The sequence below is a fragment of the Mycobacterium sp. Aquia_213 genome (assembly GCF_026625985.1).
In the GTDB taxonomy this organism is placed as follows: Bacteria; Actinomycetota; Actinomycetes; order Mycobacteriales; family Mycobacteriaceae; genus Mycobacterium.
The window spans coordinates 1668121-1685493 of sequence record NZ_CP113116.1; the positions used below are offsets into that span (position 1 = coordinate 1668121).

A 17373-nucleotide genomic window follows, 5' to 3' on the forward strand; every position below is an offset into this window, starting at 1 on the left:
GCGGCATGTCATGGGCGACGCGCGGGTTTGATATCGGCCGCGAACTGGGCTTGGTGCTGCCGCGCACGGTGGCCGGCCTCAACGAATCAACCGGCTGGGTCCCGGCGTCACCGCGGGGAGTGCGCCAGTTCGGCGAGGTCATGTTGGACGAACTTGTGCTGAGCGGCTTTTCGCTGCTGGGCGGAAACCTGACCAAAGACATCCGGCCGCTCAGCGCGTGCACACCCGCGGCCGAGGAGCTGTCGGCGCTGGGCATCGACGGCGCGCATGGCGCGCCAAAACCCTTGCAGGTGAAGTCGATACGGCGACACCGTATCGGCGGACTGGCATACGAGCGGATGACGTTCGAGCATGACCCGGAGCTGCCGGCGACGCTGGCGGCCGAGGGTCTGAGTGGTCCGGCGACGGCAGTGGTGCACCTGTGCCGCCACCGCGACCGGCCCCGGCCGTGGCTGATCTGGGTGCACGGGGCCGGCCAGGGCGGCACCGAGGATCTGTTGCTGTCTCGCATCGGCCACATCCACCACACGCTGGGGTTCAATGTCGCGATGCCGGTGCAGCCGGGTCACGGGTGCCGGCGCCGCGAATGGCCGGCCTATCCGGACATGGATCCCCTCGGCAACGTCGCGGGCATGATGCGCTCGGTGTCGGAGGTGCGCGCCGTGGTGCGCTGGGCGCAACCGCAAGCCAGCGTCCTTGTGGTGTCCGGCATTTCGATGGGCACCCCGGTCGCCGCGCTGGTGTCGCACCTGGAGCGCGACATCGACGCGGTGGCGCTGTACACCCCGATTCTGGGGCTCAACGCGATGATCGCCCGGCATCTTTCGCGCTGGGGGTCGGCGCGCGATGGATTCCGGGATCTGCTGGAATCCCCGGTGGTGGCGCAATTGACGTCGGTGATCGACCCGCTGGCGGTCGATCCGGCACCGCCGCCGCAGCGCCGGCTCATCGTCGGGGCGTGGCACGATCGCATGGCGATGCGTGAGCCCACCGACGCGTTGCAGGAACGCTGGGGCGGTCAGCTGTATTGGTACGACGGCGGCCACGTCGGCCACATATTCTCCCGTCGCGTGCAAAAGGTTTCCGAGCGATTTCTGCGCGAGGTGGTAGACGAACCGGTATCGCAGCGATGACGGCCACCCGGACGGCGCGCGAAGTCGTCGAGCTCTACAACCTGGTGGTGTGGAACAAACGCGATTTCGCGCTCGCCGAGGAGTTGATCGGAGACACGATCACCCGGCACGAGGTGGGTGAGGCGACAGTGCTCACGCACGAGCAGGCAGTCAACCGCATCATCGATCACTGGGCCATGTTCGAGACCATCCGATTCGACCTGAACCTGGTGGTCGCCGGTGATGACGGCGAACACGTGGCGATCGTCTACCAGTCGCCGATGACGCTCAAGGACGGTGGAGAAGTCGAAGTCGCCAGCATGGAGATCTTCCGCGTCGTCGCCGGAAAGATCACCGAAGTCTGGAATTGTGGCTACAAGCAAGGAGTTTGGAGTTGACCGAGACACTCGACGAATTGGGCTACTACCTGCTGGCCGGGGCCGGAGGTGAGGGTCCGGCGACGTTGATGGACGAGGCTCGCCGCGGTGAGGAGCTGGGCTTCGGCACCGCGTTCATCTCCGAGCGCTGGAACGTCAAGGAAGCGTCGTCTCTGGTCGGGGCGGCTTGTGCGGTGACCAACCGGATGCAGATCGCCACCGCCGCAACCAATCACAACACGCGGCATCCGCTGATCACCGGTTCGTGGGCGACCACGATGCACCGGCTCTCGCGTGGCCGGTTCACGTTGGGTATCGGCCGCGGCATCGCCGCGATCTACGGCGCGTTCGGCATCCCGGCGGTCACGACCGCACAGATGGAGGATTGGGCGCAGGTCATGCGGCGCCTGTTCCACGGCGAGCTGATCTTCAATCACGAAGGCCCGATGGGCAAATACCCGATTCTGTTCCTCGACCCGGACTTCAACGAGGACATTCGATTGGCCCTGGTGGCGTTCGGGCCCAACACGCTCGCGCTTGGCGGTCGTGCCTTCGACGATGTCATCCTGCACACCTACTTCACGCCGGAGACGTTGCAGCGCTGCGTAAAAACCGTGAAGACCGCGGCGGAGAAGGCGGGCCGCGATCCGGACAGCGTGCGGGTGTGGTCGTGCTTCGCCACGGTCGGCGACCACCTTCCCGAAGAGTTGCGGCTGAAGAAGACCGTCGCCCGGCTGGCCACGTACCTGCAGGGTTACGGCGACCTGCTGGTGCGGACCAATGACTGGGATCCCGCTGTGCTGGAACGGTTCCGGGCCGACTCCGTCGTCACCTCGATCGCCGGCGGGATCGACCACAAGGCCACGCCGGAGCAGATCGAGCACATCGCGACGCTGATTCCCGACGAGTGGCTGGAGCCGTCGGCGACCGGGTCGGCGCAGCAATGTGCGGACCGCATTCGCAAAGAGTTCGAGTACGGCGCCGACGCGCTGATCATGCACGGCGCGACACCCGACGAGCTGGAGCCGGTGGTAGCCGAGTACCGGGCCTAACGCCGGAACCCCTTGGCGTTCATGCCCGCAGAGCTCAGGGCAAAATCACCGTCCGGCTTACCGGCTCGGCGGCGGCCTGCCGCGCCGACAGCCCCCGAAGCAGGGAAGCCAGCAACGCCTCACGGGTCTCACGGGGATCGATGAGTTCGTCGAATCCCATGCTTTCGGCCGAGCGATAGGACGCCTGCAACTCGGCGTCGCGCAACTTCGCGGTGACGTCCTCGCCGGCGTGCGTCGCCCGGCCCAGCGCGGCCGCGCTCATGGCGCCCATCGTCGCGCCGGGATAGGCGAAGGTCGCGGACTGGCTGTCGAATCCCAACAGCGACATGACCATCGAGCCGAACCCGTAGGCCTTGCGCAGCGTCACGTGCAGCTTGACCGTGGTGGCCGCGGTCTGGGCGGCGAACATTCGCGCGCCGGCGCGCAGCACCCCGCTGCGCTCGGACCGGCTGCCCGGCAGCATGCCCGGATTGTCCGCGAAGAAGATGAGGGGCAGGTGGAATGAGTCGGCCACCATGATGAAATGCGCCGCCTTGTCCGCGGCCGCGGCGTCGATCGAGCCGGCGAGCACGTTGGGCTGATTCGCGACAACCGCGACCGGGTGACCACCGAGATGGGCGAGCGCGCAGATGATCGCCTTGCCGTACTGCGGCTGGACTTCGAACCAGTCGGGACGGTCGAAGACCACGTCGAGCACCGCGCGCATGTCATAGACGCGGCGGTTGTCGCGCGAGACGATGTCGAGCAGCTCCGGCGTCGGACGCGGTTCGCTGTCCTCGTCGGCGGGCAGCGGCGACGGATACGACCATGCGCTGGGCGGGAAGTAGGACAGGTAGCGGCGGATGTCGGCGAGCACGGCTTCGTCGTCTTCGGCTACGTTGTGGATCACCCCGCTCGGCACGGCGGTGACAGGTCCGCCGAGCTCCTCTTTCGAGATCTCTTCTCCCGTCGACTCTTTGACGACCGGTGGCCCAGCGGTGAAGATCGCGCCTTGAGTGCTCATGATCCGGAAGTCGCACACCGGTGCCACCAGCGCGCCATGCCCGGCCGAGGGTCCGAGCACGGCGGCGACCGTCGGCACCTTGCCCGAGCACTGCGCCTGGGCGAGCAGGTCGGTGGGGGCGCGCCCGTAATGCCCGCCACCGGGGCGGAAGCCGGCGCCTTCGAGCAACATCACCAGCGGAGTCTTGTCGCGCAGCGCCAGTTCGGCGATGCGGTAGCGCTTGGAGTTGCCGCCGGGTCCGATGCTGCCGGCCAACGTGGTGAAATCCTCGGCACCCAGCATCACCGGCGTGCCGTTGATCGAGCCCGACCCGACCACCAGCCCGTCGGCCGCGACCTCGCCACCGACGAGCGTGCCGATTTCGCGGAAGGTGCCCTTGTCGAGCAGCCGCTCGATGCGTGCGCGGGCGTCGAGCTTGCCCTTTCCGCGGTGTTTGTCGAGGCGCTCGGGCCCGCCCATGCCCCACGCGTGCTGACGGCGACGGTCGAGATCGGAGAGCGTGTCCTCCCAATCCGGGGGTTTTGTCATGCGTCAGTCCTACCTCTTGCGGATGCGATCGTGCGCGCCTAGATGAGCAGGGTCACATACTGGATTGCTTACTGTAAAGTTACCCGCATGCCTGACGGCCCCGGCCTCAAGATTGACGGCGGCATCCCCAATCGGCTCGAACGCGTGGTTGAAGCGGTCGGCAACCTGGAACAACACGGATACGACGGGGGCTGGACCGCCGAAACCAGCCACGACCCTTTCCTGCCGCTGCTGCTGGCCGCAGAGCACACGTCGCGACTCGAACTCGGCACCAATATCGCGGTGGCGTTCGCGCGCAATCCGATGATCGTCGCCAACGTCGCCTGGGACTTGCAGGCCTATTCACAGGGCCGCTTCATACTCGGCCTGGGCACCCAGATTCAGCCCCACATCGAGAAACGATTCAGCATGCCGTGGAGTCATCCGGCCCGCCGGATGCGCGAATTCGTCTCCGCGTTGCACGCCATCTGGTCCGCCTGGAACGGCGAGGCCAAGCTGAGCTTCGAGGGCGACTTCTACACCCACAAGATCATGACGCCGATGTTCACCCCCGAGCAGCACCCCTACTCGGTGCCGAAGGTGTTCATCGCGGCGGTCGGTGAAGTGATGACCGAGATGTGCGGCGAGGTCGCCGACGGCCACCTCGGCCATCCGATGGTCTCGAAGCGCTACCTCAACGAGGTGACGGTGCCGGCGCTGCTGCGCGGGATGGCGCGCAGTGGCCGCGACCGCGGCGACTTCGAGGTGTCGTGCGAGGTGATGGTCGCGACCGGAGAAGACGATGCCGAGCTGGCCGCGGCCATGACGGCCACGCGCAAGCAGATCGCCTTCTACGGATCCACGCCCGCGTACAGCAAAGTGCTTGAGCTGCATGGCTGGGGAGACCTGCACACCGAGCTGAATCGCCGGTCAAAGCAGGGCGAATGGGACGCGATGGGATCGCTGATCGACGACGACATGCTGACGGCCTTCGCGGTCGTCGGCCCCGTGGACAAGGTCGGTGCCGCGCTCAAGAGCCGGTGTGAGGGCGTGGTCGATCGCGTGCTGCCGATATTTTTCACTGCTTCCCAGACCTGTATTACCGCCGCAATGAAGGAGTTTCGCCAGTGAGCACAACGACGATGGACGACGCCGGAAGGTTGTTGGCAGATCCGTTGGCCTACACCGACGAGAAGCGTCTGCACGCGGCGCTGGCTCACTTGCGCGCCACCGCACCGGTCTCTCGGGTCGAGGCGCCGGACTACAAGGCGTTCTGGGCGATCACCAAACACGCCGACATCATGGATATCGAGCGCAACAACATGCTCTTCACCAACTGGCCGCGCCCGGTGCTGACGACGGCAGAGGGCGACGAGATACAGGCCAGCATGGGCGTGCGCACTTTGATCCATCTGGACGACCCACAGCACCGGGTGGTGCGCGCGATTGGTTCGGACTGGTTTCGGCCAAAGGCCATGCGCGCCCTGAAGATGCGCGTCGACGAACTGGCGAAGATCTACGTCGACAAGATGATGGCCGTTGGGCCGGAATGTGATTTCGTTCAGCAGGTCGCGGTCAACTATCCGCTGTACGTGATCATGTCGCTGCTGGGCATCCCGGAAGCCGACTTCCCCCGCATGCTCAAGCTGACCCAGGAGTTATTCGGCAGTGACGACTCCGAATTCAAACGCGAAAGCACGGCGGAGGAGCAGCTGCCCGCACTGCTGGAAATGTTCGAGTATTTCAACGGCGTGACCGCCTCGCGCCGCGAGCATCCGACCGAGGATCTCGCCTCGGCGATCGCCAACGCCCGCGTCGACGGCGAACCGCTGTCCGACATCGACACCGTGTCGTACTACCTGATCGTGGCCACCGCGGGCCACGACACCACCAGCGCGACCATCTCCGGTGGCCTGCAGGCGCTCATCGAGAATCCGGACCAGCTCGACCGCTTGAGCAACAATCTCGACCTGATGCCGTTGGCCACCGAGGAGATGATCCGCTGGGTCACCCCGGTCAAAGAGTTCATGCGGACTGCTGCCGAGGACACCACCGTGCGCGGAGTGCCGATTGCCGCAGGGGATTCCGTGCTGCTGTCCTATGTGTCGGGCAACCGCGACGAGGACGTCTTCGAGGACCCGTTCCGTTTCGACGTATCGCGGGATCCCAACAAACATCTGGCCTTCGGCTACGGCGTGCACTTCTGCATGGGCGCCGCACTGGCCCGCATGGAAGTCAACAGCTTCTTCTCCGAGCTGCTGCCCAGGCTCAAATCGGTTGAGCTGACCGGTGATCCGGAATTGGTTGCCACGACGTTCGTCGGCGGCCTCAAGCACCTGCCGGTGCGCTATTCGCTGGTCTGAGTCCGCCCCGCTAGGGTGTGAGCACCACCGATCCAATGGTCTTGCGCGCCTGAAGGTCTCGGTGCGCGTCGGCTGCCCACCGAGCTCACTGACTTCGATTGCATGCATGGCCACAGTCTGCGTCACCGGTATCAGCCTGTCGAAGTCGTTGTGCTCGGAAACAGCGGGCGCCAACCAACGCTGTGCACGATTACATCGACACCGCCGCGCTCAGGGACGAGACTGAATCGCGGCGCACTGCGGTGAGGCCCCTTGGGGCCTGGGTACAGAAAGTTGGGCAGCTCATGGCATACGGAAAAACGGTCCACGAGGTCACCTACGACCTGCTTCGCAAATTGGGCCTTACCACGGTGTTCGGTAACCCCGGCTCGACCGAGCAAACATTCCTGAAAGACTTTCCCGACGATTTCACCTATGTCCTTGGGCTGCAAGAAGCCTCGGTGCTGGCCATGGCCGACGGGTTCGCGCAATCCACCGGCAAACCTACGTTGGTCAACCTGCACACCAGCGCCGGAACCGGCAATGCGATGGGCAGCCTGATAGCCGCATACCGGGGCAACACCCCGCTCATCGTCACGGCAGGTCAGCAGACGCGGGAAATGGTCTTGTGCGAACCGTATTTGACCAACCCCGATGAGACGTTGCTCCCCAAGCCCTGGGTGAAATGGGCGTATGAACCCAAGCGCGCCGAGGATGTACCGGCGGCGTTCATGCGCGCCTACACCGTGGCTTTGCAGCCGCCGGCCGGCCCGGTGTATCTGTCGATACCGCTTGACGACTGGGAAAAGCCGGCTCTCGGGCCGGCGGTCGTCCGAACCGCCAGCCATCGGGTGGCGCCCGATGCCGAGCGGCTGCGGGAGTTCGCCGACCGGATCAACCGCGCCCAGCGGCCGCTGTTGGTCTTCGGTCCCGAGGTCGATCGCAGCGGGGGCTGGGACGCCGGGGTGGCGTTTGCCGAAAAGGTCGGCGCCCCGGTGCACGGCGGCCCGCTGCCCGATCGCGCGTCGTTCCCGGAGAACCACCCGCTGTATCGGGGCATGCTGCCGTTGACCATCGCCGGGGTGGCCGAGGTGCTGCGTGGTCATGACCTCGTCGTGGTGATCGGAGCACAGGTCTTCCGCTACTACCCCTACGTGGCCGGCGAATACCTGCCCGAGGGCAGCGAATTGCTACACATCACCGCCGACCCCGCCCTGGCCGGAGCCGCGCCGGTCGGGGACAGCCTGATCAGCGATACGCGGTTGGCCCTCGAGCAGCTGGTGGGTTTGATCAACGACCGCGGCACCGCTTCGGCGCCGGCCGCGCCGGCCGCGACGATCGAAATCGTCGACGCGGACTCGTCGCCACTGACCCCGGACGCGGCGTGGTCCACCCTGGCCACCGTCAAACCCGCCGACTCCCCGGTAGTCACGGAGTCGACCTCGACGATGGCTCAGCAGCTGCATTGGCTGCCCACTACCCGGCCGGGTTCGTTCTTCGCGACCGCCAGCGGTGGCATCGGCTGGGGCGTGCCGGGCGCGGTGGGCGTCGCACTCGGCGATCGTGCCCGCGGGGTCAACCGCACCGTGGTCGCCACCATCGGCGACGGTTCGTTTCAATACTCGATCCAGGCGATCTACACCGCCGCCCAGCACCGGCTGCCCATCGTCTTCGTGGTGATGCGCAACGAGGAGTACTCGATCCTCAAAGCGTTCGCGCTGCTGGAGAAAACGCCGAACGTGCCCGGTCTCGATCTTCCGGGACTCGACATTGCATCTCTGGCAACGGGTTTCGGCTGCCGGGCGGTCAACGTTGATACCACCGAAAAGCTCGCCACCGAGTTCACCACGGCGCTGACCGCCGACGGGCCCACGGTCATCGTGGTGCGGACCAAACCACAGCTGGCGCATCTGGGCTGACCCGGCTCGAACACGCGGTGACGATCCCGCGTGACGAGATGACCCCGCGCTTCTACCGTTATCCGCATGAGCGCGGAACGCACAGCCGAGCAGGTATCGCTAATCGGTGCCGAGTTGATCCGGCAGACGGAACAACTCGGCGCCGCGGTCGCCTCGACGATCCGCGACGAAGTCGACTTCTACCGGGACGCCGAGGTCGTCAGTCAGGATCAGCTTGTCGAAAGTTGTACCGACAATGTGCGTTTCATCTTCGGCGGCTTGGCCGGGCCCCAGACATTCGACACCACCCCGGCCGCGCTCACCGGCGAATCGCGCGCCCAAAGCCGGGTGCCATTGCACGTGGTGATGTCGGCCTACCGGATCGGCTCGCACCACATTTGGCAAGCACTGCTGGACATCGTGGAGGCGCACGGCAACATCACGCAGCAGGCGTTGCTCACCGTGACAGAACGCATCTGGGAGGCGCAGGACGTCTACACCGAGGCGATGACGAGCGGCTACCGGCGACGAGCGACGCAGCAGGCCGTCGCCGACGAGGCCGAACGCGCGGCACTCACCGAGGCATTGTTCTCCGGTACGGCATCGGCAAGCCACAGCCCGTGGGAGATCGCCGACCTGCTGGGGCTTCCGACCCGGGGGCCCTATGTCGTCGTGGCCGCGCGCACACCGGAGCTGGGTAAACACGCGCTGCCCGGCGTCGTCGACATCCTGCGCAGCACCGACATCTATTCGGCGTGGCGACTCTTGCCCGAGCTGCAAATCGGGATCGTCCACTTACCGTCGGCCGCCGCCCACACCAGCCTGATCGCAACCCTGCACCGCATGAGCAGCCACGGCATCGGAGTCAGTCCGCAATTCGATGCGCTCGCGGAGATCGGGACGGCGCTTCGTTACGCGCGGATCGCGGTCACCGGATCAAGCGCCAGCGAGCCGGTCGTGGAGTTCGAGGACAGCGTTCTGGGCATCGCCGCGGTGACCGCTCCGGACGTCAACCTGCGACTGGCCGACGCGGTGCTGGGCGGTTTGGCCGGCGCAGTCGATAGCGATCTGCTCTATCGGACATTTCGCGTTTGGGTCGCGCATCGCGGCTCGATACCCGAAGCCGCGGCGGCGCTGTTCTGTCATCCCAACACCGTTCGTCATCGGCTACGCCGGATCGAGGAATGCACCGGGCGATCGATCAATGTCCCGCTCGAGCTCGCCGAGTTGTGCTTGGCCTTCGAGATCGATTCCCGGCTGCGCTGAATGGTGCTCGCTACACTCCGGGGCATGCAGCAGTACACGCCGCAAGCGCGGTTCACCGCGACCGTTGACGAGGGGGCCGACCAGCTGGTGTGGCTCGCCTCGAGTGCTTCCGATGCCGAATGGACGCCCGGCGAGTACTACGTGAAACGCCGGGTCTGCAAAGCTAGTCGCCTGGCGGTCGACCCGCGGCTCGCAGGCGAGCTGTGGGAGCGCACGTCGGCCAAGATCACGTAGGAGGTAACCGTGCTCGGTGTCCACCACTCCGCGATCTGCACCTCTGATGTCGAACGCTCGCTTCGATTCTGGCGCGACGGCCTGGGCATGAGCCAGCTGATGGACTATCAGTTCACCGGTGATTGGCCAGAACTGTTCGGCGCCAAGAGCGATCGGTTGCGGTCGATCTTTCTCGGCGATCCGCAAAAGCCGGGCAGCGGGATTGTGGAACTGGTGGAGTTGGCCGGCGCCGACGCGGCACTACCGGGGTCGACTGCGCCACGGCACGGATTCTTCTTGCTCTCGTTGCAGCGTGAAGTCGACGAGACGCTGGCCGCCTTGGCGGCGTTGGGTTTCACCGATGGTGTTCGTCGCATCGATGTCGTGGCCCCGGACGGAAAGACCGTCGCAATGGCGGTGATCACCGCGCCGGACGGCGTACTCGTCGAGCTGATCGGGCGGGCGAAATGAGCGCCGCACTGGTAACCGGTGGCGCGTCCGGGATCGGGCGCGAAGTCGCCGGACGGCTGCGCGGCGACGGTCACGACGTCGTGGTGTGGGACCTGTCGGACGCCGATATCGCTTGCGATATCAGCGATCCCGAGGCGGTGGCGGCGGCGATGGAACGAACCGTGCGCGAGTATGGTGTGCCCGCCCGGGTGGTGACATGCGCGGCGGTGGGAGCGGCGGGTGTGCTGCTGAAGCAGTCGCCCGCGGAGTGGGAACGGGTGCTGGCGGTGAACCTCACCGGCACCTGGCTGACGATCCGCGCCGCGGCGCAGGCCATGATCGACGCGGGCGTGGGCGGTTCGATCGTCGCGGTGTCCAGCATCAGCGGCTCGATCGCCGATCGCGACATGGGTGCCTACTGCGTGTCCAAGGCCGGCGTGGACATGTTGATCAAGGTCGCCGCCGTGGAGTGGGGGACACGCGGCATCCGGGTGAACGCCGTCGGGCCCGGTGTCACCCGAACGCCGATGCTGCCCAATCCCGAAGCGCTGCCCGGCTGGGTGGAAGGCCTGTCCGAGCGCACCGCGCTGGGCGGCCTGGGACAAGCCGCCGACGTCGCCGAGGCCATTGTGGGTGTGCTCGAATTGCCTTGGGTGACAGGACAGGTCGTGCACGCCGATGGGGGCCTGGCCCTGCACAGTCCGATCGACGCCTACGGACAGGTGCAGCGGCTGATGGCACACAAGAAAGCGGTCAGGGATGACGACCGGCGGGGGTAGGGACCTACTCGATCCCGAAATCGATGATGCCCCGGACGATTTTGCCGTTCAGGAGGTCGTCGTAAGCCTCGTTGATGTCCTCGAGACGGTAACGCCGGGTGATCATCTCGTCGAGCAGGAGCTGCCCGGTCTGGTAGAGCCTGGCCAGCCGGAAGATGTCGGCTCTCGGGTTGCACGAACCGAACACGGTGCCGGCCAGCGACTTGTTCGACAGGATGAAATCCTGCAGATCGATCTGGACTGAGTTGGTCAACTGGGAAGTCATCCCGGTCAGCACGCAGGTCCCGCCCTTGCGGGTGAGCCGCACCGCGTCGCGGACATCCTCGGCGACCATCAGCGATGGCGAGACGACGACGGCGTCCGCCATGACTCCGTAGGTCAGGTCGCGCACCAGATCCATTGCCTCGACCGCGGTTGCGGCGGTGTGGGTGGCACCGAACTGCAACGCCGACTTCTGTTTGAATTCCACCGGATCGACCGCGACGATGTACGCGGCACCGCCGACCCGGGCGCCCTGAATCGCGCCCGTACCGATACCGCCGACACCGATCACGACGACCGTGTCACCGGGGCGCATATTCGAGCGGTTGGCCACCGAGCCGAACCCGGTCGGTATCGCGCAGGACAGCAGGGCGCTGGGCGCCAGCGGCAGGTGTGGCTCGATCTTCACCAGCGAATTCGTCGACACCACAGTGTGGGTGGAGAACGCGCCCACCTTGGCCAGATGGCCCAGTGGCTTGCCGTCGGCGGTGTGATGGCGGTAGGTGCCATCGGTCGGCATGCCCGGCGTCAGCACGCCGGCACCCATGTCGCAGATGTACTCCATGCCGCTCGCACACCAGCGGCACTGCCCGCACACCGCGACGAACGACATCACGACGTGGTCGCCCGGCGCGAATTCCGTTACGCCGTCCCCGACTTCGCGCACGACGCCCGAACCCTCGTGACCGCCGATCATCGGGAACATGGTGGGCAGCCCGAGGGAACGCAGCACCTCGTTGGGCGCCGACATGTCGCCCTTGAGGATGTGGTCGTCGGAGTGACACATCCCGGCCGCGGCCATCTCCACCAGCACCTCGCCGGCCCGCGGCGCGTCCAGCTCGAAATCCTCGACAGACCACGGTCCGCCGACATCGTGCAGGATCGCAGCCCGGCTTTTCATGCTGCCGGGGTGAACGTGACGGGAAGCTTGTTCGGCGACCGGAAGGTGAGGCCGATGATCCTGGACTCCTCGCCGGTGCCGTCGTCGCGAACAAAGGCGAGGTTCGACACCCGGTCGAGCAGGCTGTTCAACATGACCCGGGTTTCCAGGCGGGCCAAATGCATTCCGAGGCACATATGGATGCCGCCGGCGAATGCGATGTGGGCTTGGCGCGGCCGGTGGATGTCGAAGCGATTCGCGTCGGGCCAACGACTTTCGTCTCGGTTGGCCGAGCCCATGCACATGTCGATCTGCGCATCCGCGGGGATTGTCTTGCCGCCGATTTCGACTTCTTCGGTGGTGGTGCGCATGACCATGGTCAGTGGCGTCTCGACCCGCAGGCCTTCCTCGATGGCGGCGGGGATCAGCGACCGGTCCTGCCGGACCATCTCCAGCTGCTCGGGGTGGGTCAGCAGCAGGTACAACAGGTTGCCCGACGAACGGTAGGTCGTCTCCAGTCCGGCCGGCAGCAGCAAGCGCAAGAACGCGATGATCGCGTCGTCGGTGAGTTTCTCGCCATCGATCTCGGCGGCGACCAGGTCGCCGATGATGTCGTTGGTGAGCTTGCGTCGCCGCTGTTCGACCTGCTCGAGGAAGTAACCGTGCAATTCGGTCGCGGCGTTGAGCCCGGCCATGATGTCGGTCGGAATCGAGATGAGGTCAAGCGACAGCCGCCGGAACATGTCGAGATCCTCCGGGGGAAGTCCGAGCAGCACCGAGATGATCCGGGTCGGGAACTCGAACGTCAGCGCCTTCACCAGGTCGGCGTGACAGTCGTGTTTGATTTCGTCGATCAGCTGATCGCAGACCGGCCCGATGACCGACGGCTCCCAACGTTCCAGTGCGGTGGCCCGAAAGGCCTTGGCCACCAGGCTGCGATGGTCGTGGTGTTCCTTGCCGCCCATAGCCAAGATCGTGTGCCCCATGACCAGACCGATGGTTTTCTCGTAGGCGGCCGACGTGAAGATCCGGTCGTCGCGAAAGGCTTGAAACACACCGTCATAGCCGAACAGCACCCACTCGTCGTTCGGCCGCATGTCCTCGGGCATTTGCGAGTGATCCCCCAGGGCGCCGTGCCAGACCGGGTCGGTACGCCGCATGTACTCGTAGAACGGATAGGGGCTGGTTTCACCGGTGAAATCGAGGGTGACGGGCTGGCCGACGGGGTCGGTGCTTAACGGCATCAGCGCTCCTCCTGAGCAACCGGTAAGGCCGTTGACGCGGGCCGGTACCTGACCGCCCCGGCTTCTTCGGCGGGTGTCTTCGAGCGATTGTCGCTATCATAGTATAAATAGCAACGAAGCCCAACGGCTTGTAGTGGTTACCGTAACGGGTTCAGTATTGATCTGGATAGGTCCAGGAGGCGGTGATTCTCAAGTGGCCCAGCGGCGTTTCGTGTGCTCCCTCGACGAGCTGCCGCCCGGCGGGATGAAACTGGTCGACGTCGGCAAGTTCGGTGTGGGCGTCTACAACGTGCGGGGCGCGCTCTACGCGATCGTCAACTACTGCTCGCACGAAGGCGCCCCGCTATGCCTGGGCTTGCTCGGGGGCACCACCGAATCGGCGCCGGAGGAGCCCGGCGGGATACGCCGCGTGCGCGACGGGCAGATCGTGCGATGCCCTTGGCACAACTGGGAATTCGATGTCACCACAGGGCAAAACCTTGCCGATCCGAAACGTCGCGTCCGCACCTACCAAGTCGATGTCAGCGACGGGGAGGTGTACCTGACCGCATGATCATCGATACCAATGTGCAACCGCACTTCCGCTACAACGCCGAGATCCGGCGCTACCTCCCCGACGCGCACCAACTGCGCGCGATCCCCGACGTGGAGCAGCAGTGGTACCAGGCCCCGGGCGGCGATTACCGGCAGGACCTCTACGACGGCGACTCGTACCCGGGCTCTGATCCCGAGGCCGTCAGCCGCCACCTGTTCGACGACATGGGCATCGATTTCGCCATCCTCAACCCGATGACGCGCGGCAATATCGCCGACTACCTGCTCAACAGCCGCATCTGCGCCGCGGTCAACGACTGGCTCCTCGATCGCTGGCTCGAGCCCGACACCACCGACCGGTTCCGCGGCACCATCCGGGTCAACCCCGAAGACCCGCGGGGCGCGGTCGCCGAGATCGAACGCCTGGCCGATCATCCGAAACTCGTGCAGGTCGGTATCCCGATGCAGTCGCGCGAGCCGTACGGCAAGCCGATGTTCGAACCGATCTGGGAGGCTGCCGCCGCGCACGGTCTACCGGTCGCGGTGCACATCAACGGCGGCAACGGTGTGGACCATGCCCCCACGTTCGCCGGCCACGCCCACACTTACCCGGGATATGCGGCGTTCATGCCGCTGAACTACTTCGTGCATCTGTCCACGCTGATCGTCGAGGGCGTGTTCGGCCGGCTCCCCGGACTGAGATTCGTCTTCGCCGACGGCGGCTACGACATCCTCACCCCGTTGCTGTGGCGGCTGGACACGTTCTGGTTGTCCATGCGCGACCAGACGCCGTGGGTCGACCGCTATCCCAGCGAGTACCTGCCCGGCCACGTCCGGTTCTGCTCGTCGGCATTCGACGGGCCCCCCGAAGCGGGCCACACGCAGCGCTGGATGGAGTTCAGCGGCAAATCCGAGCTGCTGATGTACGGCTCGAGCTATCCGCACTGGTCGACGTCGTCACCGGACGTGGCCGCCCAGGGGCTCGATGCCGCGCAACGCGACAGGGTGTTGTGGCGAAACGCGAGTGAGCTTTACGGGCTTGGGGCAAAGGAGCGAACGCAATGACCACGATCGAACGAGTCGAATCACAGACCGGTCGCGACGACCACATCGCGGTCACCATCGTGGACACCGACGTGCACCCGTTGCCGGTCTCGACCGAGGTGCTCAAGTCGTACGCACCGGCCGAGTGGGTGGACAAGATCTGGCCGACCGGGAATGCGGTGAGCCCGATGTCGTATTTCTACGACACCCCGGACTCGTTCAAGACGTCGTCGCTGCGCATGGACTCGTGGCCGCCCAACGGGGGAGTCGCCGGCAGCGACCCGGACTACGCCGCCCAGCAGCTGCTCGTCGACGCCGGCGTCAGCATCGCGTCGCTGGAGCCGATGTGCGACGCGCAACTACCCCAGGCCGAGCACGTGCTGAAGTCCACCTATAACGACTGGCTGGCCGACGTCTGGCTGGACAAGCACAACGCGCACGGCCGCTGGCGCGGGTCGATCAGCGTCAGCGCGCAGACGCCGGAGCAGGCGGCGCGCGAGGTCGAGCGATGGGCCGGCCATCCGTACCTGGCCCAGGTACTGATGACACCGCAGACCCGCGGAATCCCGTTCGGGAACCCGCATTTCGATCCCCTCTACGAAGCCGCGTCGCGCAACGGGCTGCCGATCTCCACGCACCTGATGGGTCAGACGCCGTTCGAACTGATCCCGCTCTACCCGGTCGGCAACCCCGCGCACTGGCACGACTTCTTCGCGTCGTGGCCACTGCTCTATGTGTCGCATCTGATGAGCCTGGTCTTCGACGGCGCGTTCGACCGGCATCCCGACCTGCGGGTGGTGTTCATCGAGGGCGGCTTCACCTGGGCGATGCCGGTGATGTCACGAATGGACCGGATCTGGGAGGCCCGCCGCGCCGACTTGCCGCAGGTGCGACGCCGTCCGTCGGACTACGTGCGTGAACATGTCCGCTTCACCACGCAGCCGCTGGAAGACGCCGACACCGTAGAGTTCCGCGAGTATCTGGAAATGATGGACCTGGGAGACAATCTCATGTTCTCGACGGACTACCCGCACTGGAGCTATGACTCGCCGACGTACGCGATCAACCGGTTCCCCGCCGACCAGCGGGAGCGGATCATGCGTGGGAACGCGACCGCTCTGTATGGGTTGCCGGCGACCGTCCGGGCACTCCCCGGTGAGGCCGTCACCCTCGACAGCTGAGTCGCCCGGGCCCGGCCTCGCGGTCCGGCCGAAGGCTTTGATCAGCGAATATCACGCGAAATCGCCGGCGCTCGATGTCGCCGGCGGGTCGCAGCTGTGGGAGTGTGACGGCTCGCGGCCGATCAGGTCTACCTTGAATATGGTCTCCGACATGGCCTCCCGTCAGGCCCGGACGACACCCCCCACCATGAGCCCGGAAGTTGAGAGGGTATGACACAAACGGATCTGACCCGCCCGCAAGGGATTAACCGCCTCGACCCGGTGCTGCGCGACGCCGCGAGCGAGCTGGGCATCGTCGAATTCCGTGCCGAGACACTGGCCGCCGAACGGGAGCAGGCCAACCGATTGGCCGCCGAGCGTGCCGCGGCGGTCGACACCAAGGGCGTGGCCGTCGAATCGCGCTCGATCTCCGGTCCGGGCGGCCAGCAGCTGAACCTCCGCTTCTACCGGGGCGGCATCGAAGGTGACTCGGGAGCGCCGCTGCTTGTGTACGCCCACGGCGGTGGTTTCGTCAGCGGCAACCTCGACACCGACCACGCGGAGTGCGTGGAGCTGGCTCGCGAGGGCGGCTGTCTGGTGGTCTCGGTCGACTACCGGCTGGCACCGGAGAATCCGGCCCCGGCGGCACTCGACGACGTCGAGGCGGGTTTGTACTACGCGATCCGGAACTGCGCCGAGCTGGATGTCGATCCGAGCCGCCTGGCCGTGATGGGCCGGGACGCGGGTGCCGCGCTAGTCGCGGGCCTGGCCCAGCGGATGTTCGACAATGAGGGCCCGACCATTCTGATGCAGATCCTGCATCAGCCGATGCTCGACAGCGACGCCACGCCGTCGCGACGCGAATTTCAGCGCACACCGGGGCTCAACGGTCCCGCGGTGAGCCGTGCATGGGGTCACTACCTCGGCTCCGACAGCGCCACCGGTCAACACGTCCCGGCGCACCGGGCAAACCTCGAGGGGCTGCCGCCCACCTTCATCAGCTGCTCCGAGATCGACCCGTGCCGTGACGAAGCCATCGACTACGCCAACCGGCTCCTGCATGCCTTCGTCCATACCGAATTGCACGTCATCGCAGCGACATTCAATGGCTTCGACTCGATGGTGCCGGGCTGGGTTGTCTCTCAGGAGAACCGGGCGTTGCACGCGCAGTCGGTGCGCCGCGTCTTCGCGATGTAGCAAGTCGCCCGGGTTATCGACCGAACTCCGGTAGCGCGTACGGTATTGACGTTT

General features: G+C 65.9%; 17 protein-coding genes. 14 read left to right on the forward strand and 3 right to left on the reverse strand.

Going from position 1 to position 17373, the window contains the following annotated elements; all coding sequences use genetic code 11:
- Positions 1–5: 5 nt before the first annotated feature.
- The 3 genes from LMQ14_RS07995 to LMQ14_RS08005 are packed head-to-tail and all read left to right on the forward strand — an operon-like array spanning position 6 to position 2541.
- The gene (locus LMQ14_RS07995) at positions 6–1133 is read left to right on the forward strand and encodes an alpha/beta hydrolase (protein WP_267734225.1); all 1128 of its coding nucleotides are present in this window, start codon (positions 6–8) and stop codon (positions 1131–1133) included.
- Positions 1130–1510 carry a nuclear transport factor 2 family protein gene (locus tag LMQ14_RS08000; RefSeq protein WP_267734226.1) on the forward strand — a complete coding sequence of 127 codons (381 nt, stop codon included), beginning with the start codon at positions 1130–1132 and terminating at the stop codon, positions 1508–1510. The genes LMQ14_RS07995 and LMQ14_RS08000 overlap by 4 nt, the downstream gene beginning before the upstream one ends.
- Complete coding sequence (locus LMQ14_RS08005) at positions 1474–2541, forward strand: TIGR03857 family LLM class F420-dependent oxidoreductase (protein ID WP_267735409.1); 1068 nt, start codon at positions 1474–1476, stop codon at positions 2539–2541. The genes LMQ14_RS08000 and LMQ14_RS08005 overlap by 37 nt, the downstream gene beginning before the upstream one ends.
- A gap of 34 nt (positions 2542–2575) precedes the next feature.
- Here LMQ14_RS08005 and LMQ14_RS08010 read toward each other — a convergent pair whose 3' ends face one another.
- On the reverse strand, positions 2576–4072 hold the full coding sequence (locus LMQ14_RS08010; RefSeq protein ID WP_267734227.1) for an acyl-CoA carboxylase subunit beta: 1497 nt from the start codon (positions 4070–4072) through the stop codon (positions 2576–2578).
- 87 nt (positions 4073–4159) lie between these two features.
- On the opposite strand from LMQ14_RS08010, the gene LMQ14_RS08015 reads away from it, so the two are divergent.
- The 7 genes from LMQ14_RS08015 (at position 4160) to LMQ14_RS08045 (ending at position 10999) form a co-directional block, all read left to right on the forward strand.
- Positions 4160–5182, forward strand: coding sequence for an LLM class F420-dependent oxidoreductase (locus tag LMQ14_RS08015; protein WP_267734228.1), 1023 nt, complete (start codon positions 4160–4162; stop codon positions 5180–5182).
- 11 nt (positions 5183–5193) lie between these two features.
- Positions 5194–6414: a cytochrome P450 gene (locus LMQ14_RS08020; protein WP_267735410.1), complete on the forward strand. Its 1221-nt coding sequence runs from the start codon at positions 5194–5196 to the stop codon at positions 6412–6414.
- Between the two features lie 284 nt (positions 6415–6698).
- On the forward strand, positions 6699–8312 hold the full coding sequence (gene mdlC / locus LMQ14_RS08025) for a benzoylformate decarboxylase (RefSeq protein WP_267734229.1): 1614 nt from the start codon (positions 6699–6701) through the stop codon (positions 8310–8312).
- 66 nt (positions 8313–8378) lie between these two features.
- Entirely contained in the window at positions 8379–9557 is a 1179-nt protein-coding gene (locus LMQ14_RS08030) for a PucR family transcriptional regulator (protein ID WP_267734230.1), read from the forward strand.
- 24 nt (positions 9558–9581) lie between these two features.
- Positions 9582–9791, forward strand: coding sequence for a hypothetical protein (locus LMQ14_RS08035; RefSeq protein WP_267734231.1), 210 nt, complete (start codon positions 9582–9584; stop codon positions 9789–9791).
- A 9-nt stretch (positions 9792–9800) separates the two neighbouring features.
- Positions 9801–10241, forward strand: coding sequence for a VOC family protein (locus LMQ14_RS08040; protein WP_267734232.1), 441 nt, complete (start codon positions 9801–9803; stop codon positions 10239–10241).
- On the forward strand, positions 10238–10999 hold the full coding sequence (locus LMQ14_RS08045) for an SDR family NAD(P)-dependent oxidoreductase (RefSeq protein ID WP_267734233.1): 762 nt from the start codon (positions 10238–10240) through the stop codon (positions 10997–10999). The genes LMQ14_RS08040 and LMQ14_RS08045 overlap by 4 nt, the downstream gene beginning before the upstream one ends.
- 4 nt (positions 11000–11003) lie before the next feature.
- Here LMQ14_RS08045 and LMQ14_RS08050 read toward each other — a convergent pair whose 3' ends face one another.
- A complete protein-coding gene (locus LMQ14_RS08050) occupies positions 11004–12161 on the reverse strand; it encodes a Zn-dependent alcohol dehydrogenase (RefSeq protein ID WP_267734234.1) in 1158 nt (385 codons plus the stop codon).
- Positions 12158–13384 carry a cytochrome P450 gene (locus LMQ14_RS08055; protein WP_267734235.1) on the reverse strand — a complete coding sequence of 409 codons (1227 nt, stop codon included), beginning with the start codon at positions 13382–13384 and terminating at the stop codon, positions 12158–12160. The genes LMQ14_RS08050 and LMQ14_RS08055 overlap by 4 nt, the downstream gene beginning before the upstream one ends.
- 193 nt (positions 13385–13577) lie before the next feature.
- On the opposite strand from LMQ14_RS08055, the gene LMQ14_RS08060 reads away from it, so the two are divergent.
- The 4 genes from LMQ14_RS08060 to LMQ14_RS08075 all read left to right on the forward strand — a co-directional run bounded on the left by LMQ14_RS08060 (position 13578) and on the right by LMQ14_RS08075 (position 17319).
- Entirely contained in the window at positions 13578–13937 is a 360-nt protein-coding gene (locus LMQ14_RS08060; protein WP_267734236.1) for a Rieske (2Fe-2S) protein, read from the forward strand.
- Positions 13934–14983: an amidohydrolase family protein gene (locus LMQ14_RS08065; protein WP_267734237.1), complete on the forward strand. Its 1050-nt coding sequence runs from the start codon at positions 13934–13936 to the stop codon at positions 14981–14983. The genes LMQ14_RS08060 and LMQ14_RS08065 overlap by 4 nt, the downstream gene beginning before the upstream one ends.
- Complete coding sequence (locus LMQ14_RS08070) at positions 14980–16143, forward strand: amidohydrolase family protein (protein WP_267734238.1); 1164 nt, start codon at positions 14980–14982, stop codon at positions 16141–16143. The genes LMQ14_RS08065 and LMQ14_RS08070 overlap by 4 nt, the downstream gene beginning before the upstream one ends.
- A gap of 210 nt (positions 16144–16353) precedes the next feature.
- Positions 16354–17319: an alpha/beta hydrolase gene (locus LMQ14_RS08075; protein ID WP_267734239.1), complete on the forward strand. Its 966-nt coding sequence runs from the start codon at positions 16354–16356 to the stop codon at positions 17317–17319.
- Positions 17320–17373 lie beyond the last annotated feature (54 nt).